General features: G+C 71.1%; 20 protein-coding genes. 10 read left to right on the top strand and 10 right to left on the bottom strand.

The window, feature by feature from the left end; genetic code table 11:
• Window positions 1-85: 85 nt before the first annotated feature.
• Together leuE and Ade02nite_RS03120 are read right to left on the bottom strand one after the other, a co-directional pair.
• Window positions 86-730, bottom strand: coding sequence for a leucine efflux protein LeuE (gene leuE / locus Ade02nite_RS03125; RefSeq protein WP_203759955.1), 645 nt, complete (start codon window positions 728-730; stop codon window positions 86-88).
• Window position 731: 1 nt separating this feature from the next.
• On the bottom strand, window positions 732-1,994 hold the full coding sequence (locus Ade02nite_RS03120; RefSeq protein ID WP_203759954.1) for a bifunctional pyridoxamine 5'-phosphate oxidase family protein/GNAT family N-acetyltransferase: 1,263 nt from the start codon (window positions 1,992-1,994) through the stop codon (window positions 732-734).
• A gap of 57 nt (window positions 1,995-2,051) precedes the next feature.
• Here Ade02nite_RS03120 and Ade02nite_RS03115 point away from each other — a divergent pair, with 57 nt between their 5' ends.
• Window positions 2,052-3,398 carry an aminotransferase class I/II-fold pyridoxal phosphate-dependent enzyme gene (locus tag Ade02nite_RS03115; RefSeq protein WP_203759953.1) on the top strand — a complete coding sequence of 449 codons (1,347 nt, stop codon included), beginning with the start codon at window positions 2,052-2,054 and terminating at the stop codon, window positions 3,396-3,398.
• A 375-nt stretch (window positions 3,399-3,773) separates the two neighbouring features.
• Here Ade02nite_RS03115 and Ade02nite_RS03110 read toward each other — a convergent pair whose 3' ends face one another.
• Both Ade02nite_RS03110 and Ade02nite_RS03105 read right to left on the bottom strand, forming a co-directional pair.
• Window positions 3,774-4,553, bottom strand: coding sequence for an ABC transporter permease (locus Ade02nite_RS03110; RefSeq protein ID WP_203759952.1), 780 nt, complete (start codon window positions 4,551-4,553; stop codon window positions 3,774-3,776).
• The gene (locus Ade02nite_RS03105) at window positions 4,550-5,665 is read right to left on the bottom strand and encodes an ATP-binding cassette domain-containing protein (RefSeq protein WP_203759951.1); all 1,116 of its coding nucleotides are present in this window, start codon (window positions 5,663-5,665) and stop codon (window positions 4,550-4,552) included. Before Ade02nite_RS03105 ends, Ade02nite_RS03110 begins: the two co-directional genes overlap by 4 nt.
• Before the next feature lie 75 nt (window positions 5,666-5,740).
• On the opposite strand from Ade02nite_RS03105, the gene Ade02nite_RS03100 reads away from it, so the two are divergent.
• Window positions 5,741-6,487 carry a TetR/AcrR family transcriptional regulator C-terminal domain-containing protein gene (locus Ade02nite_RS03100; RefSeq protein WP_203759950.1) on the top strand — a complete coding sequence of 249 codons (747 nt, stop codon included), beginning with the start codon at window positions 5,741-5,743 and terminating at the stop codon, window positions 6,485-6,487.
• Between the two features lie 13 nt (window positions 6,488-6,500).
• Here Ade02nite_RS03100 and Ade02nite_RS03095 read toward each other — a convergent pair whose 3' ends face one another.
• Entirely contained in the window at window positions 6,501-7,163 is a 663-nt protein-coding gene (locus tag Ade02nite_RS03095; RefSeq protein WP_203759949.1) for a UdgX family uracil-DNA binding protein, read from the bottom strand.
• A gap of 93 nt (window positions 7,164-7,256) precedes the next feature.
• On the opposite strand from Ade02nite_RS03095, the gene Ade02nite_RS03090 reads away from it, so the two are divergent.
• From Ade02nite_RS03090 to rny, 7 genes are all read left to right on the top strand, one after another.
• Window positions 7,257-7,457, top strand: a complete 201-nt coding sequence (locus tag Ade02nite_RS03090) for a DUF3046 domain-containing protein (protein ID WP_203759948.1) — start codon at window positions 7,257-7,259, stop codon at window positions 7,455-7,457.
• A 199-nt stretch (window positions 7,458-7,656) separates the two neighbouring features.
• The gene (gene recA / locus Ade02nite_RS03085) at window positions 7,657-8,703 is read left to right on the top strand and encodes a recombinase RecA (RefSeq protein ID WP_203759947.1); all 1,047 of its coding nucleotides are present in this window, start codon (window positions 7,657-7,659) and stop codon (window positions 8,701-8,703) included.
• A gap of 204 nt (window positions 8,704-8,907) precedes the next feature.
• Window positions 8,908-9,642 (top strand): regulatory protein RecX, encoded by a 735-nt coding sequence (locus Ade02nite_RS03080; protein ID WP_379035338.1) that lies wholly within the window; start codon window positions 8,908-8,910, stop codon window positions 9,640-9,642.
• A 45-nt stretch (window positions 9,643-9,687) separates the two neighbouring features.
• Window positions 9,688-10,320 (top strand): CG0192-related protein, encoded by a 633-nt coding sequence (locus Ade02nite_RS03075; protein ID WP_203759946.1) that lies wholly within the window; start codon window positions 9,688-9,690, stop codon window positions 10,318-10,320.
• 385 nt (window positions 10,321-10,705) lie between these two features.
• Window positions 10,706-11,722 carry a hypothetical protein gene (locus tag Ade02nite_RS03070; RefSeq protein ID WP_203759945.1) on the top strand — a complete coding sequence of 339 codons (1,017 nt, stop codon included), beginning with the start codon at window positions 10,706-10,708 and terminating at the stop codon, window positions 11,720-11,722.
• A gap of 103 nt (window positions 11,723-11,825) precedes the next feature.
• Complete coding sequence (locus Ade02nite_RS03065; protein WP_203759944.1) at window positions 11,826-12,755, top strand: hypothetical protein; 930 nt, start codon at window positions 11,826-11,828, stop codon at window positions 12,753-12,755.
• Between the two features lie 411 nt (window positions 12,756-13,166).
• Window positions 13,167-14,891 (top strand): ribonuclease Y, encoded by a 1,725-nt coding sequence (gene rny, locus Ade02nite_RS03060; protein WP_203759943.1) that lies wholly within the window; start codon window positions 13,167-13,169, stop codon window positions 14,889-14,891.
• Here rny and Ade02nite_RS03055 read toward each other — a convergent pair.
• The 5 genes from Ade02nite_RS03055 to Ade02nite_RS03035 are packed head-to-tail and all read right to left on the bottom strand — an operon-like array spanning window position 14,865 to window position 18,645.
• Entirely contained in the window at window positions 14,865-15,365 is a 501-nt protein-coding gene (locus Ade02nite_RS03055; RefSeq protein ID WP_203759942.1) for a DinB family protein, read from the bottom strand. The genes rny and Ade02nite_RS03055 overlap by 27 nt on opposite strands.
• A gap of 12 nt (window positions 15,366-15,377) precedes the next feature.
• On the bottom strand, window positions 15,378-16,277 hold the full coding sequence (locus Ade02nite_RS03050) for an amino acid ABC transporter permease (RefSeq protein WP_203759941.1): 900 nt from the start codon (window positions 16,275-16,277) through the stop codon (window positions 15,378-15,380).
• The gene (locus Ade02nite_RS03045) at window positions 16,274-16,948 is read right to left on the bottom strand and encodes an amino acid ABC transporter permease (protein WP_203759940.1); all 675 of its coding nucleotides are present in this window, start codon (window positions 16,946-16,948) and stop codon (window positions 16,274-16,276) included. Before Ade02nite_RS03045 ends, Ade02nite_RS03050 begins: the two co-directional genes overlap by 4 nt.
• Window positions 16,949-17,006: 58 nt before the next feature.
• Window positions 17,007-17,864, bottom strand: a complete 858-nt coding sequence (locus Ade02nite_RS03040; protein ID WP_203759939.1) for a glutamate ABC transporter substrate-binding protein — start codon at window positions 17,862-17,864, stop codon at window positions 17,007-17,009.
• A 37-nt stretch (window positions 17,865-17,901) separates the two neighbouring features.
• Window positions 17,902-18,645, bottom strand: coding sequence for an amino acid ABC transporter ATP-binding protein (locus tag Ade02nite_RS03035; RefSeq protein ID WP_203759938.1), 744 nt, complete (start codon window positions 18,643-18,645; stop codon window positions 17,902-17,904).
• A gap of 140 nt (window positions 18,646-18,785) precedes the next feature.
• Here Ade02nite_RS03035 and Ade02nite_RS03030 point away from each other — a divergent pair, with 140 nt between their 5' ends.
• Window positions 18,786-19,190, top strand: coding sequence for a hypothetical protein (locus Ade02nite_RS03030; protein ID WP_239168482.1), 405 nt, complete (start codon window positions 18,786-18,788; stop codon window positions 19,188-19,190).
• Window positions 19,191-19,206: the final 16 nt, after the last annotated feature.

The following is a 19,206-nucleotide window of genomic DNA, read 5'->3' as shown; positions in this document are numbered from 1 at the left end:
CCTCGTGCGGACCATGCCGCGGTGCTGAGCCGCGTGCGGACGGAGCCGCCGTGATCGAGCGGCCCGGATCGGTTGGCGTGACGCGTCAGCCGACGCTGGCTGTGGCCAGCTTGATGCCGAAGCCGACGAACAGGGCGCCCGCGCCCGCGGCGGCGCTTGCCGCCAGGCGGCGTCTTCGCTGGAACTGGCCGGCCAGGAACGTGCCGCCGAAGATCAGCGCCGTCAGGTAGAGCCCGCTGCACACCTGGAGCACCGCGCCCAGCACCAGGAACGGCAGCACCGGATGCTCGTAGCCGGGCTCCACGAACTGGATGAAGAACGACACGAAGAACAGGATCGCCTTCGGGTTGAGCAGGCTGATCACCGCGGCCCGGCGGAACGGCCGGCGAACCTCCTCGCCCTTCTCCTGCTCCTCCGGCGAGGCCCTGCCCCGCCACCGGCGGATGCCCCCGCGGACGATCCCGAGCCCGACCCAGAACAGATAGGCCGCTCCCGCGTATTTGACGACCATGAACAGCGGCGGATAGGTGCGCAGCAGCGAGGCGGCTCCCGCGGCGGACAGCGTCATCAGCACGGCGTCGCCGAGGAACACCCCGGCCGCCGCCCGATATCCCGCGCGCACTCCCTGCCGCGCCGCTGTCGACAGCACGAAGATCGAGTTGGGCCCCGGCAGGAGCACGATCGCGATCGTGCCCACCACGTACGTCCAGAAGTCGGTGACCCCGAGCATGTCAGGCCGCCGCCGGCGCAGTCTGTCCGCTCGCCGCCAGCAGCGCCCGCAGCCGCGACGCCGCGGCCGGCCACTCCTCGACGGTCATGCCGAACACGACAGTGTCGCGCCACGAGCCGTCGGGGCGTGGGCGATGACGCCGCAGAACGCCCTCGCGCACCGCGCCGAGCCGGGCGATGGCCCGTTGTGACCGCTCGTTGCGAATGTCGGTGTACCAGAACACCCGCTCCGCGGCGAGCGTGTCGAACGCGTGCTCGAGCAGCAGCAGCTTGGCCTCGGTGTTGACCCCGGTGCGCCACCATGGCTTGCCGACGATCGTGTGCCCGATGGCCAGCGACCGCCGCGCCGGGTCGATGTCGTGGTAGCTGGTCATGCCGATCACCCGCCCGGTCGCCGGCTCCACCTGGGCCCAGGACACCTGGAAGCCGCTCCACCGATGTCGCTGAAGGCCGGCCAGATAGTCGGTCATCGCCTCCACCGTCTGCGGGCGGCGAGCCGGCAGATGCTGCCAGACCTCGTCGTCGCCGAGCGCCTCGAGCAGGCCCGGCGCATGGGCGAACGAGAGGGGCTCGAGCCGCACGTGCCGGCCCTCGAGCGGAACGGCGGATGCCCACGGCGGCTGTGCTCCGGGAAGGTAGCCCGGCAGGGCGGCGGTCACCCCGGCGTCGGTCTCGGGCGGCCCGAACTCGCGCCGGATGGGCAGCACACCGGCCCAGTGCGGCAGCCCCAGGTCCTCCTCGGCGTCGCGCACCCCGCCGCTGCGGGCCCGGGCCGACACCTCCTCCAGCCGCAGCGCCAGCACGCTGGTCTGGGCCATCTCCTGCTTGGTCGGCGGGCGGCTGTCGGCCACCCGGCCCACGCCGACCTTGTCGACCAGCGCGTTCATCGCGGCCTGCTTCTCGGCGGGGTCGGTGACCAGCCGGGCGGCGCCGTAGGCGACCACCGAGCGGTAGTTGGCGCTGTGGTGGAACTGGGAGCGGCCGTACACCAGGCCGTCGAGCAGCGTGACGCTGACGCACACCTCCACATCGGAGTCCCGCGCCGAGAGGCCGAGCCGCCCGCCCGAGGAGCCGTGCAGATAAAGCGTCTCGCCGACGCGGACGTGCAGGGTGGGCAGCGCGCGGGGCGAGCCGTCGACGACGAACGCGACGGAACAGTCGTACGCCTCGTCGAGAATGGCGTGTGCCAGGGCGCGGTCGTAGTGCATGCGCTCCCGCGTCCGGGTGGCGGTCGTGCGCTCCGTCCGCGGATAGAGGTCGGACATCGGGCCTCCTCGTGCTGCCGCTTGCCTCATGGCTTGTACTAGTACAGAATCTGTCGTGTGGCAGAACAATATCAGGTGACCGGCGACAGCGCCGCCTCGATTTCCGCCAGCATCGAGGCGGGCGTTTCCAAGGGCGACTACAAGTGGGGTGCCGCCCTCCCGCCCATCCGTGTGCTCGCCGACTACCTGCGGGTGAGCCCCGCGACGGTCGCCAAGGCCTATCAGGACCTGCGCCAGCGCGGCGTCGTCGAGGCCGACGGCCGTCGCGGCACCCGGGTCCGTTCCCGTCCGGCGGTCGCGGGCCCGCGCTCAGCGCTGCGGCTACCCGTTCCGCCGGGTGTCCGCGACCTCTCCGCCGGTGAGCCCGACCTCCGGCTGCTTCCGCCGCTGGGCCCCGCGCTCCAAGCCGTCGCCAAGACCAATTCCTCACCCCAGGGGTACGAGTCCGCGGCCGCGATGCCGGAGCTCGTCGAGGCCGCGCGCCCCCGCCTGCTGGGCGACGGCATCCCGGTCGACGACGCGGACATCACCGTCACGTCCGGCACGCTTGACGCGATCGAGCGGCTGCTCACGACCCACCTGAAACCGGGTGACGCCGTAGCGGTCGAAGATCCGGGCTGGTCCAACCTGCTCGACCTGCTGGCCGCCCTCGGTCTGCGGCCGCTGCCTTTCACGCTCGATCGCGAGGGCCCCGACCCGGCCTCGGTCGCGTCGGCGCTTCACGCGGGCGCCCGAGCGGTCGTCATCACCGTGCGCGCGCAAAACCCGACCGGCGCCGCGGTCAGCGCCCTCCGCGCCGAGGAGCTGCGCATCATCCTGGGCGCTCGCCCCGGCGTCCTGGTCATCGAGGACGATCACGCCGCCGAGCTCGCCGAGGCGCCGCCCTATTGCATAGGCCCGGTCACGGGCGCCTGGGCCTTCACCCGCTCGGCGTCCAAGCCCTTCGGCCCCGACCTGCGCATCAACCTGCTGGCCGGCGACCAGACCACGATCTCCCGCGTCGCCGGCCGCACACGGATCAGCTCGGGCTGGGTGTCCACAGTCCTCCAGCGTCTGCTTCTCCACCTGTGGCACGATCCCGAGGCGACCGCGTTGATCGCACGGGCCGCCGACAGCTACGGCCGGCGGCGCCGAGCCCTGCGAGACTCCCTCCGGCAGCGAGGGCTCACGGCCGAGGGCGAGACGGGCATCAACGTCTGGGTACGTGTCCCCGACGAGACCCGGGCAGTCGGCCTCCTGCGCGACGCCGGCTGGGCGGTGGCGCCCGGCTCCCTGTTCCGCACGTCCACCCCACCCGGCATCCGCATCACGATCGGTCCCCTCGACGAGCACGAGATCCCCACCGTGGCCGACGCCGTGGCCGCGGCGGTCCACCCCACCACCTACTCCACCCCAGCCCGATGAGCCGCGGCCACGACACGTTCGGCCTCTCGGCGAGGGGATCCCCGCCTTGGCCGACGCAGTCCGCCTGCTGCCTTCTCCGCTTCGGCCCGATGAGTCTCGGTGGCGACGGGTTCGGTCCGTCGGGAAGAGGATCCTCACCCGTGGCTGCGGCGGTCACCTCAACCCGATGGGCCTCGGGCATGAGCGGCGGCAGTTGGTGCCATTTCGCCCTGCACTCGGCCGCCAGAGACCCGGGCCGGCTGCCGGGCGACGAGGGTGGTGCGGTGTGGGGTGAGCGGGGGAGCCCACCGCCGGGCCATCGGGTCGGCCCGGCGGTGGACAGGTTTGCGCCCGCCGGCGATGGGTGGCGCCCATGCCGGTTGCGGCGGGCGTGGCCTACGCCCGCAGGCGGCGATAGGCGCGTGCCGACAGCGGCAGGAAGATCGCCGTGAGCAACAGGGGCCAGGCCAGGGCCAGCCATACCGCCCAGTCCGCCAGTGGGCCCTCGGTTATGCCGGTCGGGTTGCCGAAGAGCTCGCGGGCCGCCGACGCGGTGGCCGACAGCGGGTTCCATGCGGCGATCGCGCCCAGCCAGCCGGGCATCGTCTCGGCCGAGACGATCGCGGTCGACAGGAAACCGATCGGCCAGACCAGCACCTGCACGGCCATCGTCGCGCCCTCGCCGCGGAAGGAGAGGCCCACGAAGATCCCGATCCAGAGCATCGCGAACCGCAGCAGGAGCAGGAGCACCACGGCCAGGGCGATCGAGGCCGGGTCCGAGGTGATCCGCCATCCGATCAGGAGCCCGCCGAGGATCAGCACGAAGAGCTCGACCGCCGAATTGGCCATGTCGGCGCCGACCCGGCCCAGCGCCACCGACGCGCTGCCGATCGGCATCGAGCGGAGCCGGTCGGTGATGCCCTTGCGGGCGTCGTTCGCCATCGCCGTGGCGGTCGTCTCGACTCCGAACATCATGCTCAGCGCCAACATGCCGGGCAGCAGGAAGGTGATGTAGTCCCCGCCGCCCGGGACGGTGATCGCTCCGCCGAAGAGGAACCCGAAGACGAGGAGCAACATGATCGAGAAGAGCAGGCCGAAGATCGGCGACCAGGGTTGCCGCACCCAGTGGGCCAGCTCCCGCTGCGTCATGATCCAGCCGGCGCGCAGGGTCATCATCGTGAGGTCTCCTCAGTGGACGCGGGCGAGGACGACGCGGATCGGGGCGCCGCCGGTGAGGGCGGCACCGGCGAGGGCGGCACCGGCGAGGGCGGCGCCGGCGATGGGGGCGCGAGCGAGGACGGGGCCGAAGAGGACGGGGCCGAAGAGGACGGGGCCGGCGAGGGCGGTGCCGGCGAGGGGGACCCGGCGGTCAAGGCCAGGAACGCCTCGTCGAGCGTGGGCCGGCGCAGCACCAGGTCCTCCGGCGCCACCCCCACCTTGTCCAGGCCGCGGACGATGTCGGCGAGCGCGCCCACTCCCGCGCCCACCTCGAAGGTCAGGCTGCGCGCCTCGTCGTCCACCACGGCGGGCGCGCCGACCGCCGCCGACAACTTCTCCGCGATCTCCGGGACAAGCGATCGTGGCGGCAGCGTCACCGTCACCCGGTCGCCGCCCACCTGGCGTTTCAGTTCGTCGGGTGTGCCTTCCGCGATCACCCTGCCGTGGTTCATCACCGAGATCCGCGAGGCGAGTTGGTCCGCCTCGTCCAGGTACTGCGTGGTCAGCAGCACCGTCGTCCCGCGTGCGGCGATCTCCCGGACGCTCTCCCACACCTCGTTGCGGGCCCGGGGATCGAGCCCGGTGGTCGGCTCGTCCAGGAAGAGGACCGCCGGCGTCATGATCAGGCCCGCGGCGATGTCGAGCCGGCGGCGCATGCCGCCGCTGTAGGCCGAGACCGGCCGTTCCGCCGCCTCGGTGAGGCCGAAGACGCCGAGCAGCTCCTCGGCCCGCCGTTGCGCCTCGGCCTTGCGCAGCCCGAAGAGCCGGCCGAACATCACCAGGTTCTGCCGGCCGCCGAGGATCTCGTCGACGGCGGCGTGCTGGCCGATCAGGCCGATCCTGCGCCTGACCTGCGCGGCTTGCCCGCGTACGTCATAACCGGCGACCTGGGCCGTGCCGCCGTCGACGTCGATAAGGGTGGCCAGGGCCTTGACCGCCGTGGTCTTGCCCGCGCCGTTCGGGCCGAGGAGGCCGTGGATCACCCCCGAGGGCACCGCCAGGTCGAAACCGTCGAGGGCGGCGGTCTTCCCGTACGTCTTCCGTAGTCCGTCAGCCGTCAGCGAGTTCACATCGCTCCTAACTCCGTATGCCTTACGGAAATTGATGCGCGGTACACCGTACACCCCACGGGGTAATCTCCGCACATGGAAAGTCAGAACGTCGACCGCACGCTCGGCCTGCTGTGGCGGCGCACGCTCGGCACGCCGCAGGGCTCACGCGGCCCCAAGCAGCGGGTGAGCGTCGATGAGGTGGTGCGCGCCGCGATCAAGGTGGCCGACGAGGAGGGCCTGCCCGCGTTCTCGATGCGCAAGGTCGCCGACCGGCTCGGGCTCAAGCTGATGTCGATCTACACGTACGTGCCGGGACGCTCCGAGTTGATCGGCCTCATGGTCGACGAGGTGATGGGCGAGCAGGAGCTGCCGCCGCACGAGGGCACGCTGCGCGAGCGGCTCACCACCGTCGCCGTGCAGATGTGGGACGAGTTCCACCGGCATCCGTGGCTGCTGCAGGTGGAGGAGAGCCGCCCGTGGATCGGCCCGAACGGCTCCGATCGCTGGGAGTGGCAGCTGGCCGCGATCGAGGGTGCCGGCTTCACCGATCTCGAGATGGATCAGGTGATCACGCTGCTCGGCGGCTTCACCTCGGGAGCCGCCCGCGCCTCGGTCGCCGCGAGCCGTACGGCCGAACAATCCGGAATGTCGGATCTGGAGTGGTGGGAGATCAACGCGCCGGTGCTCGAACGCGTCATGCCGCCCGGCGCCTATCCGATCTCGGGGCGCGTCGGCACGGCCGCCGGGCAGGAGTACAACGCCATCGGCGACCCGGCGCGGTCGTTCCGCTTCGGGCTCGACCGCATCCTCGACGGGATCGAGGTCCTGCTCGACCGCTGACGCGAGCCGGGCGTCAGCTCACCGCGCCTGCCGCGACCTTCAGATCGTCGACCAGGGTCCGGTACGCCGTTTCGCGGTCGTCGGCGCGCAACACGGCCGACGGGTGGAACGTCGCCAGCGCCTGGATCTCGGCGACCGGGAAGTCCTCGGGGTGCTGGGCCGAGGCCGGCCACGGCATGAGCTTGCCGCGCTGCTGGGTGACCCGGAACGACGGGCCCAGCAGCGCCTTGCCGGCCGTGGCGCCGAGGATCACCACGAGCTCCGGCTGGAGCAGCGAGAACTCGGCCACCAGCCACGGGCGGCAGGCGGTGATGTGCGCCGGCCCCGGATTTTGGTGGATGCGCCGCTTGCCGCGCAGCTCGAAGCGGAAGTGCTTCACGGCGTTGGTGATGTAGACGTCACCCGCGTCGAGGCCGGCGTCGTCGACCGCCTCGCGCAGCAGCCGCCCGGCGGGACCCACGAACGGCAGGCCCTTCTGGTCCTCGACGTCGCCCGGCTGCTCGCCGACCAGCACGACCTTGGCGTTCGGCGCGCCGCGGCCGAAGACCGTCTGGGTGGCGTCCGCGTACAGCTCGCAGCCCTGGCAGTCGCCCGCCGCCGACTTGAGCTTCTCGATGCTCCACGGCTGGGGCGGCACCCACTCCTGCGCGCCGACCGGAGCTTCGGTCCTAGGCATGCCACACGTTCTACCCGAACAAGGGTCATCGACGCATCCCCCACCCCTTTCGGTTCTTTCCGGGCCGTCCGCGGGGCTGAGTACGCTCGTGGGGTGCGGTTGACGGATTTCTGGGAACGGCTCGAGCGGTCCTTCGGCTCGGCCTATGCGCGCAGCATCGCGGCGGACCACTCTTTCGCGGCGCTCGGCGACCGGACCATCGATCAGGCGATTGCGGACGGTGTCGACACGGCTACCATCTGGCGAGCGGTGGTGGGCGCGTACCCCGATCGGGTGCCTTCCAGCCTGCGGTAACGCGGTTTTCGTACGCTTGTTCTGGCGTGTCACTCGATCGTCGTACACGTGTTCGGCTATTGTCCACAGCGGCGTGGTTATCCACAGCCGAGGACAGGGCGGCGGATTTTTGTCATACCCACCCCCTACCTTGGTGCGCGTGGTGAACAGAAGCTCATCGGCGAAGACGCCAGCGAAATCGAGTACAGGGGTGGCGGACATGGCGAACGGACCTGACCGGGACAAGGCGCTCGATCTGGCATTGGCACAGATTGACAAGCAGTTCGGCAAGGGCTCGGTGATGCGGCTGGGGGAGCGGCCGGTCGTGCAGACCGCCATCATCCCCACCGGCTCCATCGCCCTCGACGTGGCGCTCGGCGTCGGCGGCCTGCCGCGCGGCCGCGTCATCGAGGTGTACGGCCCGGAGTCCTCCGGTAAGACGACGGTCGCCCTGCACGCGGTGGCCAACGCGCAGCGCAACGGCGGCATCGCGGCGTTCATCGACGCCGAGCACGCCCTCGACCCGGAGTACGCGAAGGCCCTCGGCGTCGACACCGACGCGCTGCTCGTCTCCCAGCCCGACACGGGTGAGCAGGCGCTCGAGATCGCCGACATGCTGATCCGCTCCGGCGCCCTCGACATCATCGTCATCGACTCGGTGGCCGCCCTCGTGCCCCGTGCCGAGATCGAGGGTGAGATGGGCGACAGCCACGTCGGCCTCCAGGCGCGCCTGATGAGCCAGGCGCTCCGCAAGATCACCGGTGTGCTCAACAACTCGGGCACGACCGCGATCTTCATCAACCAGCTCCGCGAAAAGATCGGCGTCATGTTCGGCTCGCCCGAGACGACGACCGGTGGCCGCGCGCTGAAGTTCTACGCCTCGGTCCGCCTCGACGTGCGCCGCATCGAGAGCCTCAAGGACGGCACCGACGTGGTCGGCAACCGCACCCGCGTCAAGGTGGTGAAGAACAAGGTCGCGGCGCCGTTCAAGCAGGCCGAGTTCGACATCATGTACGGCAAGGGCATCTCGCGGGAGGGCTCGCTGATCGACGTCGGCGTCGAGCAGAGCATCATCCGCAAGTCCGGCGCGTGGTACACGTACGACGGCGACCAGCTGGGCCAGGGCAAGGAGAAGGCGCGGGAGTTCCTCAAGGAGAACCCCGACGTCGCGGCCGAGATCGAGAAGAAGATCCTGGAGAAGCTCGGCGTGGGCCAGACCACCGGCGACGCCGCCGGCGGCCCCGAGCTGCCCCCGGTCGACTTCTGATCGAGGTAGGACCTCCACCACATGGCCGGACGACGCGGCGCGCGGGCCGGGCGCGGATGGGATGCCATCCCGCCCCGCCGCCCCCGCACCTCCGATGAGCATCCGCCCGGCGATTCCCCCGGCGACGAAACGGAACGCGGCAACGTTCCGCCCCGTCGCCGCAGGGGCTCGCCGGGCGGAACCCCCAACCCCGCCCGCGACGGCCTGCCTTGGTCGGCCGCCGACCGCGACGGCGCACCGTCGGCACGCCGCGACGGCCTGCCCTGGTCGGCCGCCGGCCGTGGCGACGCTCTCTCGGCCGCCGACCGCAACGGCGCGCTGTCGGCGGGTGGCCGTGACGGCGCGCTGTCGGCGGGTGGCAGGGGCGAGTCGCGGCGGGGCCGTTCCGGGCGGGCGCAGCCCGAGCAGAGCGAGGGGGAGCGGGCCCGGGAGATCTGCCTGCGCCAGCTCGCGGTGCGGCCGCGCACGCGGGCCGAGCTGGCGAAGGTGCTGGCTCGCAAGGAGATCTCCGACGAGGTGATCGCCGAGGTGCTCGACCGCTACGACGAGGTGGGCATCATCGACGACGCCGCCTTCGCCCGGGCGTGGGTGTCGAGCCGTCACCACGGCCGGGGCCTGGCCCGCCGTGCCCTGGCCAACGAGCTTCGCCAGCGGGGCGTCGACGCCGAGGTGGCGAGCGAGGCCCTCGAGACGCTCGACGAGGAGGACGAGGCGGCCACCGCCCGCGCCCTGGTCGACCGCAAGCTGCGCACGGCCTCGGGCTCGCCCGAGGCGGTCTTCCGCCGCCTGGTCGCCATGCTGGCCCGCAAGGGATACCCGGCGGGCGTGGCCATCCGCGCGGTCAAGGACGCCTTGGCGGCCCGTGACGCCGAGGCCGCCGAGTTCGCCGAGGCGATAGACGCCGACGCGCTGGCCGACGAAAGCACCGACCCGTCCTGACCGCCCACTCCCGGGCCATGTCGCGTGCGTTCTACGATTCCGCGCATGGCGTTGATTCATCGTGCTCAGATCAGTCCCACCAAATTGGAGCTGCTCGAAGCGTGGCTTCCGGCGCGGGAATGGTTCGGCGGCGAGAGCGGCGCCGGGCTCGAACGGGTCGCGGCCTACCGGTTCGACGACCCCGACGGTGAGGTCGGGATCGAGACGCTGCTGGTCCGGGTGGGCGACGGGCCGGTGTTCCAGGTGCCGCTCACCTATCGGGGCGCGCCGCTGGACGGCGCCGAGGCGTGGCTCGTCGGCACCTGCGAGCACTCGGTGCTCGGGCAGCGCTGGGTGTACGACGCGACCGGCGACCCGGTCTACGCGGCGGCGCTGACTCGGGCGATCCTCGGCGGCGAGGGTCAGGCGGAGGAGTTCTTCGAGGTCGACGGCGTGCGCGAGCCCCGGCCGCTCAGCATGACAATCGTCGCCGGCGGGCCGGACGGAGGCGGGGTTCCCGCCGTCGGGCGCATCGAGCGCACGGTGCCGGGGGAGCCGACCCTGATCGTGACGGACACGGTCGAGCTCGCCGTGATCCGCCGGCTCGGTGCGAGCGCGACCCGCGACGGCGTCTCCCTGCGCGGATCGTGGAGCGGGCAGAGCGATCTTCTGCCGTTGGCATTCGCCACCCGCCGATGATCGGGGGCGCCACGCGTGATGGCGATGGCGCGATGAGCTATGGCGCAATGAGCGGTGCCGGAACGGACCGCGGCGTCGCTTGAGGACCCGCACAGGACGGATGGAACGCGCGACCGGATCGGCCCGGAAGAAGCCGAAAAGCGCGGCACGGATGCGATTCGGCCCGCGGGCGAGCAGCTCACGGCATCGGGCGAATTGCGTCGTCGACTTTGGATTGTTCGGCGGAGCGGCGGAAAGTTGTGGGATAGGTAACAATCCGTATTCAGAAACCTCCATATTGTCGTGCGTGGATGGCGCGGGTGGGGCGGGCTCGGTTAGGTTGCTCGGCGGATCGCGGGGGATCTCTGTAATGGGTGGTCGCCCGCATGCGACAACGGGGAGGGACATGCGGATCAATCAGCTTGCCCGGCACCGCGGAGTGCGCGCGGTCGCGCGGCTCGGCGTGCTCGTCGGGGCGGTCGGCGTCGCCGCGCTCACGGGAGCTCACGCGGCCGGTGCCACCACGAACGCCGCCACCCGCGGCGTCGTGATCGTCACCGAGGATCCGGCCGAGGCCGCGACCACCACGACCACCGAGACCGGCGCGGCGACCACCGCCGACGAGGCCGGCCCCACCGCCACCGCGGGCGAGGAGGCGGCCGGCGACGACGACCCGGGCGACACCCCGCCACCCGGTGACGGCGGTGGCGACACCCCGCCCGGTGACGGCGACGGTGGCGGCGACACCCCGCCCGGCGACGGCGGTGGCGACACCCCGCCCGGTGACGGCGACGGTGGCGGTGACACCCCGCCCGGTGACGGCGACGGTGGCGGCAGTACCCCGCCCGGCAACGGTGGCGGTGACGGCGGCACGACCCCGCCCGGCAACGGCGGCAGCACCCCGCCCGGCAACGGCGGCGACGGCGGCAGCACCCCGCCGGGCAACGGCGGCGGCGACGGCGGCAGCACCCCGCCCGGCAACGGCGGCGACGGCGGCAGCACCCCGCCCGGCAACGGCGGCGGCGACGGCGGCACCACCCCGCCCGGCAACGGCGGAGGCAACGGCGGCGGCGGCAATGGCGGCGGCAATGGCGGCGACGGTGGCGGCGACACCCCGCCCGGCGATGGCGGCGGCGACACCCCGCCGACCGAGGAGCCCACCGACGACCCCACCGAGCAGCCCAACACGGGCGGCGGCGGCCAGGACGACGGCGACCAGAACGGCGCCACCAATGGTCAGAACGACGCCACGGGCGGCACCGGTGGCTTCACCAACGACGACAACGACGACAACACCAGCCCGGTCCTCGCGCTGACCGGCGCCAACACGGCCGGCATGGCCGGCGCCGGCGTGGCGATCGCGGTCGGCGGCATGGTCCTCATGGTGATGACCCGCCGGCGCAAGGCCGAGTCGCGGGCCTGATCGACGAGCGTCCTCCGGCCGCGGTCCCTCACGAGGGCCGCGGCCGGTTCCATGATCTTGGTGGGACATCGGCAGTGGCCGCTGCCTGGTAATCTGCGACGTTGTGACCGATCAGAGCCGTATGCCGGGCTACGGTCCCTTCCAGGACGGCGCCGAGCCGACGGCGCCCGTCAGCGGCCACCCGGCCCCGAGCAGTGGTGCGCCCGATCCCACGAGCGGCACCCCCTACCCCGGCACCCCGTCGGCCCCGCCCTACCCGACGAGCGGCGGCGCCTCGTACGGCCCGTTCCACGGCGACCCATACCAGCAGCCCGCGGTGGACACCACCCCGTACGGCTTCTCCTCACCCGCCGGCCGGCGCATCGAGCCCACCCCGCCGCCGGACCGCGGCCGCTTCGTCATCGGGCTTCTCGGCGGCCTCGTCGCCGGCCTTCTGGTCTTCGGCGCCGGCGGTTTCTTCGCCGGCCGCGCCACCGCCCCCGGCGAGGCAGCCCCGCAGACGGCCGCCCCCGCCACGACCCCGGCGCAGCAGGGTGCCTTCGAGCAGAGCCAGGTCGCCGTCAACACTCCTGACTTCGCCGGCACCGGCCTCGTCACGCTCTCCCAGGGCTGGCTTCCCTACCTGTCCACCTGCGCCCGCAGCGGCACCCCGGCCGGGCCCAGGCTGAGCCCCGGCGAGAAGGCCCGGGTCCGCTGCACCCTCGACGGGATGAGCGCCATCTTCGTCGAGTACAACTCGGTCGCCGAGCGGGACAAGGCACGCGTCAAGGCTCTCGGCCAGGCGGTCGACGCCCGCACGCTCACTCCTGGGGTGGGTCAGCCGACCGAAGGCCCCACCCCTTCGGGTCGTACCACCGGAAACTACGTGGAATACGCGTACCGTCTCACCGAGGGCGGAACCACCCGTACCGTCAACGGCATCTGGTGGGACGACGCTCAGACGCCCGTGGCGGGCTTCCTGCTCGCCTACTGGAAGGAGGGGCTCGGTGAGAAGTGGGAGCCGATGCGCGATCTCTGGTCCAGGTACGCCTGAATTGCGGTGACCTGGGGGTAAGCAGGGCTGAATCATGGATCCTTGACCGAAGTGGCACTTGCGACCTAGCCTCGCGTTACACAAGGTTTGTTCGACCATCGCATGCAACACGCACAACATAGATCGCATTACATTACGGCATCACTTCCGACGCGAGCGGCGAAGCCGAGGGCGCGGGGCCGGCAGGTCCCGAGCCGAAGGGGCGCCGCGGCGGAAGCGAGGGGATGCCGCCCGCAGCGCCAGACCGCGGCACACGTGGCGCTGAGGGCCTGACATAAGGCGGTCGGCCCCGGCGTACCCACGCCAGACAAGGGGCCTGATCTCCCCTGCGGTCGTGCGGCCATGGTCGGGCATCCCGCAGACAGCCCGCGCGCGTAAGTCGCGCCGGGCGGCGAAGGGAGACGCGGCGAGATGACGACCGCCCTGGACTGGGTGCTGGTGGTGGCGATCGTCGTCCTCGCCGCCGTGGTGGTGGGCGGCATGGTGCTCGGCGCCCGGGCGCTGCGCCAGATCCGCGACACCCGTGTCGAGGCGAGGGGCCAGGGCCAGGCGGTCGACGACGCGCTCGCCAAGGTCGACGACGCCAATGCCAAAGCCGCTTCCGTACGAGCCGAGGCCGCCGCCGCCAAGGCCGAGGCCAACGCCGCCCGCGCCGAGGCCCGCCGGGTCCTCGAGGACGCGCACAGCGAGGCCGACACGATCCTGGAGCGCGCCCACCGCCAGGCCGAGGCCGACGCCGAGCAGGTCCGCTCCGCCGCCCGTCGCTCCGGCGAGCGTGAGGTCGCCCTGCTCAACGCCACCGCCAAGGAGCAGGCCGCCGAGGTCGAGCGCCGCGCCGCCCGCATCGACGAGCGGGAACGGCTGCACGCCGAGGAGGTCGAGCGCCTCGTCGAGCGGGAGCGCCGCCTCGCTGGCATGGACGCCGACCTTTCCGCCCGCGAGGCCGCCCTCTCGGTCAAGGAGGCCGAGCTGGCCGGCGCCGAGGAGGAGCGCCGGCGCGAGCTGGAGCGCGTCGCCGGCCTGACCGCCGAGGCCGCCCGCGCCGAGCTGGTCGAGAGCATTGAGGCGCAGGCGAAGCGCGAGGCCGCGATCATCGTGCGGGACGTCGAGGCCGAGGCGAAGAGCACCGCCGACACCCGCGCCCGGCACATCGTGGTCGACGCCATCCAGCGGATCGCCAGCGAGCAGACCGCGGAAAGCGTGGTCAGCGTCCTGCACCTGCCGAGCGACGAGATGAAGGGCCGGATCATCGGCCGCGAGGGCCGCAACATCCGGGCGTTCGAGTCGGTCACCGGCGTCAACCTGATCATCGATGACACGCCCGAGGCGGTGCTGCTCTCCTGCTTCGACCCGGTACGCCGTGAGGTCGGCCGCCTGACCCTCGAGAAGCTGGTGCTGGACGGCCGCATCCACCCGCACCGCATCGAGGAGGTCTACGACAGCGCCAAGAATGAGGTCGAGGTCCTCTGCGACCGGGCGGCCGAGGACGCGCTGGTCGACGTCGGCATCACCGACCTGCACCCCGAGCTCAAGAAGCTGCTGGGCCGGCTGCGCTACCGCACCAGCTACGGCCAGAACGTGCTCAAGCACCTGGTGGAGACCGCGCACATCGCCGGCATCATGGCCGCCGAGCTGGGCCTGGACGTGCCGTCGATGAAGCGGGCCGCGTTCCTGCACGACATCGGCAAGGCGCTCACCCACGAGGTCGAGGGCAGCCACGCGCTGATCGGCGCCGACCTGGCCCGCAAGTACGGCGAGTCGGAAGATGTCGTGCACGCGATCGAGGCGCACCACAACGAGGTGCCGCCGCAGACGATCGAGGCCGTGCTGACGCAGGCGGCGGACGCGTGCTCCGGCGGGCGGCCCGGCGCTCGGCGGGAGAGCCTGGAGGCGTACGTCAAGCGTCTCGAGCGGATCGAGGAGATCGCCGCGGGCAAGGGTGGCGTGGAGAAGGTCTTCGCCATGCAGGCCGGCCGCGAGATCCGCGTCATGGTGCGGCCGGACGACGTCGACGACATCGGCGCCGCCGTCCTGGCCAGGGATGTTGCCAAGCAGATCGAGGAGGAGCTGACCTATCCGGGTCAGATCCGGGTCACCGTGGTGCGCGAGTCACGCGTCACCGAGCTCGCTCGTTAGGCCGAGCTGCTCGCGGAGGATGTCCGCGTGACCGCAGTGCTGGGCCAGCTCGCGCAGCATGTGCAGGTAGACCCAGCGCAGCGGGAGCGGCCCGCGCCGGTTGCCCGGCAGCTTGTCGTCGAGGCTCAGGCCGGCGACGGCCCGCCGGGACGCCTCGCAGGCCGCCACGTGGGCGGCGCGGATCGAGGCGATGGTGTCGTCGTCGTCCAGGATGAACGACTCGTCCGGGGTGTCCGGGATGCCGATCTCCGTGCGGGAACGGCCGGTGACCGCCTCGTCGAACCAGACCTTCTCCACCACTGTCGCGTGCTTGACCAGCCCGAGAAGCGTGGTGCGCGACGGCACCAGCGAGCGCCGCACCTGTTCTTCGGTGAGGCCGTCGAGGCAATCGTGGAGCGCCTTGCGGTGCTCGTCGAGGAACGCCTCGAACTGGATCTTCTCGGGCTGGTCGATGGCTTCGTCGGCGGAAATCATGCGGTCAGCATCTCAGAGGGTCGTGGTGGCTCCGCCCCCACCGCCCATGCCCGGGTCGGTGGCGCCCATCACGACACCCCTGCCGGTCGCCCGCGGCGCCTTGCCGCTGCGCCGGGTGCGACGGCTGAGCCATCCCGCGAACGCGGTGAGGATCGAGTTGACGATGATGTAGATCACGGCGGCCACGATCGCGGCCTGGACCACGTTGCCGAAGTTCGCCGCGACGTTGTTGACGCCGAGCTGGAGCAGCTCGTTGTACGAGATGATGTAGCCGAGCGCGGTGTCCTTGACCAGCACGACGAGCTGGCTGACGATCACGGGAAGCATCGCGCGGGCCGCCTGCGGGATGAGGATGTGCCCCATCACCTGGCCCTTGCGCATGCCGATCGCGTACGCCGCCTCGCTCTGCCCCGCCGGCACCGCCCGCACGCCGGCCCGGAACGCCTCGGCCAGCACCGACCCGTTGTAGAGGGTCAGGCCGATGACCACCGCCCAGAAGATCGACATGGGCTCTTCGGTCAGGTAGGGCACGCCGAAGAAGATGAAGAACATCATCAGCAGCAGCGGTACGGCGCGGAAGAACTCGACGACCGCACCGGCGGGCCACCGGATCCACCAGTGGTCGGAGAGCCGCCCGACCGCGAAGATCACGCCGAACACCAGCGACAGGACCGCACCGACGGCGGCCGCCTCAAGGGTGTGCCACAGGCCGGGCAGGATGTAGTCGGTCCACGTGCTCGACTCGGTGAAGGGCTCCCAGAGGGCGCCCGCCCACTGGCCCTTCTCGTCGAACTTGCGGTAGATCCAGTAGAGCAGCGCCAGCAGGAGGACGCCGAAGGCGACCGTGAGGATCCGGTTGCGCGCCTTGGCGCGGGGACCCGGGTGGTCGTAGAGCACAGCGTCTGTGGTCACCGCTTCACCGCCAGGCGGTTGGCCAGCCAGCCGAAGGCGTAGCCGGTGGGGATCAGGACGATCGCGAACGTTCCGGCGAAGACCAGGAAGATCGGGACGACGGCGTCGCCGTTCGCGTTGATCAGCTCCTTCATCGCGTTCGACGACTCCATGAGGCCGATCGTGCCGACGATCGTGGCGTTCTTGCAAAGCGCGATGATGATGCTGCCCAGCGGCGCGATCACGGCGCGGCCGGCCTGCGGCAGGATGATCATCGTCAGGGTCTGGCGGAACGTCATGCCGATCGCGCGGGCCGCCTCGGCCTGACCGGCCGGCACCGTGTTGATGCCGGAGCGGATCGCCTCGCAGACGAAGGCCGCCGTGTAGACCGACAGACCCGTCACACCGAGCCAGAAGTTGTTCAGGTCGATGTCGTCGGAGAACGAGACCCCGAGCGTCGAGAACAGGCCGAAATAGCAGAAGAAGATGATCAGGGTGAGCGGGGTGTTGCGGAAAATGTTCACCCAGGCCGTGCCGAAGGCGCGCAGCACCGGGACGGGCGAGACCCGCATGGCGGCGAGCAGAACGCCGAGCACGAGCGCGCCCACGCCGCCGGCGAGGGTGAGCTTCAGGATCCAGAGGAACCCGGTGAGGTACACCTCGCGGTTGAGGGGATCGGAGAAGACGTCCATCGGCACCTTCGCGCTGAAAAGCGGGGCCGGTCACCCGGCCCCGCCGTCCTTGTAGAGATCAGGAGCAGTTGGTCAGCTTGGCGGCGTCGAGCTCGGGAGCGGGCTTGCCGCTCTTGCCGAGGGTGTCGTCCCAGGCCTTCTTGTACGACCCGTCGGCGGCGGCCGCCTTCAGGATGTCGTTGATCTTGTTGCAGCCGGCGGTGTCGTCCTTCTTGAGGCCGATGCCGTACGGCTCCTCGCTGAACGGCTTGCCGACCACCTTGAACTTGCCCGCGTACTGCTCCTGAGCGGCGTAGCCGGCGAGGATGATGTCGTCGGTGGTGACCGCGTCGACCTGGCCGCCGGCGAGCGCCGTCACGCACTTGGAGTACGAGTCGAACTGCTGGAGCTTGGCGTCCTTGTAGTCGGTCTGGATCCGCTTGGCCGGGGTCGAGCCGCTCACCGAGCAGACCTTCTTGCCGGCCAGCGACTCCGGCCCGGTGATCGTCGAGTTGGTCGGCACCAGCAGGTCCTGACCGGCGACGTAGTAGGGGCCGCCGAAGTTGACGACCTTCTTGCGCTCGTCGTTGATCGTGTAGGTGGCGACGACGAGGTCGACCTGGCCCTGCTGGATGTACGGCTCGCGGTTGGCGGAGACCGTGGTCTTCCACTCGATGCCGCTGTCGGCAACGCCCAGGCCCTTGGCGATGATCTTGCCGATCTCGACGTCGAAGCCGGCGTAGGTGCCGCCGGTCTGGAGGCCGAGGCCGGGCTGGTCGGCCTTGACGCCGATGACCAGCTTGCCGCTCTCCGCCTTGCCGACGATGCCGGTGGCGCCGCTGCCGCTGCCGCCCGCGTCGTCGTCCCCGCCGCACGCGGCCACGGTCAGCGCCATCGCAACCGCGCCGACCGCGGCTACCAAACGGGTGATGCGCATGATTGGGCTCCTCGAATATTCCTAGATGGACAACGGATCAGTGCGTGAGGATTTTGGAAAGGAAGTCCTTGGCGCGATCGCTCTTCGGATTGGCGAAGAACTCCGCGGGCGGCGCCGATTCGACCAGTTGGCCGTCGGCCATGAATACGACCCGATTGGCGGCGTGCCGCGCGAATCCCATCTCGTGGGTGACGACCACCATCGTCATTCCCTCGCGGGCCAGCGACGTCATCACGTCGAGCACCTCGCCCACCATTTCGGGGTCGAGGGCGCTGGTCGGCTCGTCGAAGAGCATGGCCTTGGGCTGCATGGCGAGGGCGCGGGCGATCGCCACGCGCTGCTGCTGGCCGCCGGAGAGCTGCGCCGGATATTTCTCGGCCTGGTTGGCGATGCCGACCCGCTCGAGCAGCGACATCGCCCGCTCGCGGACCACGGCCGGCTTCTCCTTGCGCACCTTGACCGGCCCCAGCATCACGTTCTGCAGGATCGTCTTGTGGGCGAAGAGGTTGAAGGACTGGAAGACCATCCCCACTTCGCTGCGCAGCCTGGCCAGCGAGCGGCCCTCGGCCGGCAGCGGCCTGCCGTCGAAGGTGATGGTCCCCGAGTTGATCGGCTCCAGCCGGTTGATGGCGCGACAGAGCGTGGACTTGCCGGATCCCGACGGTCCGATCACGACGACGACCTCACCCCGCGTAACCGAGAGATCCACGTCCTGGAGCACGTGGAGCGGGCCGAAGTACTTGTTCACCTTGTCGAGGACGATGAGAGCCTCGTCGGACACTGCTGGACCACCGTCCCGTCATTGGGGTTCACCCGGATGGGCACACTCTATGTGGGTGCTTGTATCGGTTCACGCCGAGAATGGTCACGGACTGGTAACTCAGCCCGTGCAATAGGCCATCATTGTCCACCATGTTCGGTATGGCTGGCACCGATCCGACAGGTGGCCTCTGGAACTGGGCGGTCGCGCGCCCCGTCGACCCGGATCGTGTTCGCGGCGCCCTGGCCGGCGCGCTGGAGCGGTCGGTCGTCCCTTTGGGGATCGCCGGGGACGTTCTTTGCGACGTCTACGAAGTGGGTGGCGATTTCCCGACGCTCGTCGACGTCTACCTGGCGCCGTCGCGCGTCGACGAGGCGACGGCCGCGAGCGCCGTCTCGGTCCGGCTCGGTGCCGCGGTCCTGCTCCCGGACGACTCCCTCGACCCTTCGCGGTACGTGCTGGCGACGCCGGACGGCAGCCTCACCCCGGTCTGCGTCGACGAGATCGAGACCGACGACGGCCCGGAGCGGCGCAACGTGCGCCCGCGAGCCATGCCCTCGCCGTAAGCAGTACCCTGGTCAA

This window comes from Paractinoplanes deccanensis (assembly GCF_016862115.1).
In the GTDB taxonomy this organism is placed as follows: domain Bacteria; phylum Actinomycetota; class Actinomycetes; order Mycobacteriales; family Micromonosporaceae; genus Actinoplanes; species Actinoplanes deccanensis.
The sequence above is the reverse complement of the archived record's forward strand: the minus strand, read 5'-3'. Positions and strand labels throughout refer to the sequence as shown.

Bases quoted from the DNA above. Each gene is read 5' to 3' on its own strand.
- leuE (WP_203759955.1), bottom strand. From the start codon at position 730: ATGCTCGGGGTCACCGACTTCTGGACGTACGTGGTGGGCACGATCGCG.
- Ade02nite_RS03120 (WP_203759954.1), bottom strand. From the start codon at position 1,994: ATGTCCGACCTCTATCCGCGGACGGAGCGCACGACCGCCACCCGGACG.
- Ade02nite_RS03110 (WP_203759952.1), bottom strand. From the start codon at position 4,553: ATGATGACCCTGCGCGCCGGCTGGATCATGACGCAGCGGGAGCTGGCC.
- Ade02nite_RS03100 (WP_203759950.1), top strand. From the start codon at position 5,741: ATGGAAAGTCAGAACGTCGACCGCACGCTCGGCCTGCTGTGGCGGCGC.
- Ade02nite_RS03095 (WP_203759949.1), bottom strand. From the start codon at position 7,163: ATGCCTAGGACCGAAGCTCCGGTCGGCGCGCAGGAGTGGGTGCCGCCC.
- recA (WP_203759947.1), top strand. From the start codon at position 7,657: ATGGCGAACGGACCTGACCGGGACAAGGCGCTCGATCTGGCATTGGCA.
- Ade02nite_RS03075 (WP_203759946.1), top strand. From the start codon at position 9,688: ATGGCGTTGATTCATCGTGCTCAGATCAGTCCCACCAAATTGGAGCTG.
- Ade02nite_RS03070 (WP_203759945.1), top strand. From the start codon at position 10,706: ATGCGGATCAATCAGCTTGCCCGGCACCGCGGAGTGCGCGCGGTCGCG.
- rny (WP_203759943.1), top strand. From the start codon at position 13,167: ATGACGACCGCCCTGGACTGGGTGCTGGTGGTGGCGATCGTCGTCCTC.
- Ade02nite_RS03055 (WP_203759942.1), bottom strand. From the start codon at position 15,365: ATGATTTCCGCCGACGAAGCCATCGACCAGCCCGAGAAGATCCAGTTC.
- Ade02nite_RS03045 (WP_203759940.1), bottom strand. From the start codon at position 16,948: ATGGACGTCTTCTCCGATCCCCTCAACCGCGAGGTGTACCTCACCGGG.
- Ade02nite_RS03040 (WP_203759939.1), bottom strand. From the start codon at position 17,864: ATGCGCATCACCCGTTTGGTAGCCGCGGTCGGCGCGGTTGCGATGGCG.
- Ade02nite_RS03030 (WP_239168482.1), top strand. From the start codon at position 18,786: ATGGCTGGCACCGATCCGACAGGTGGCCTCTGGAACTGGGCGGTCGCG.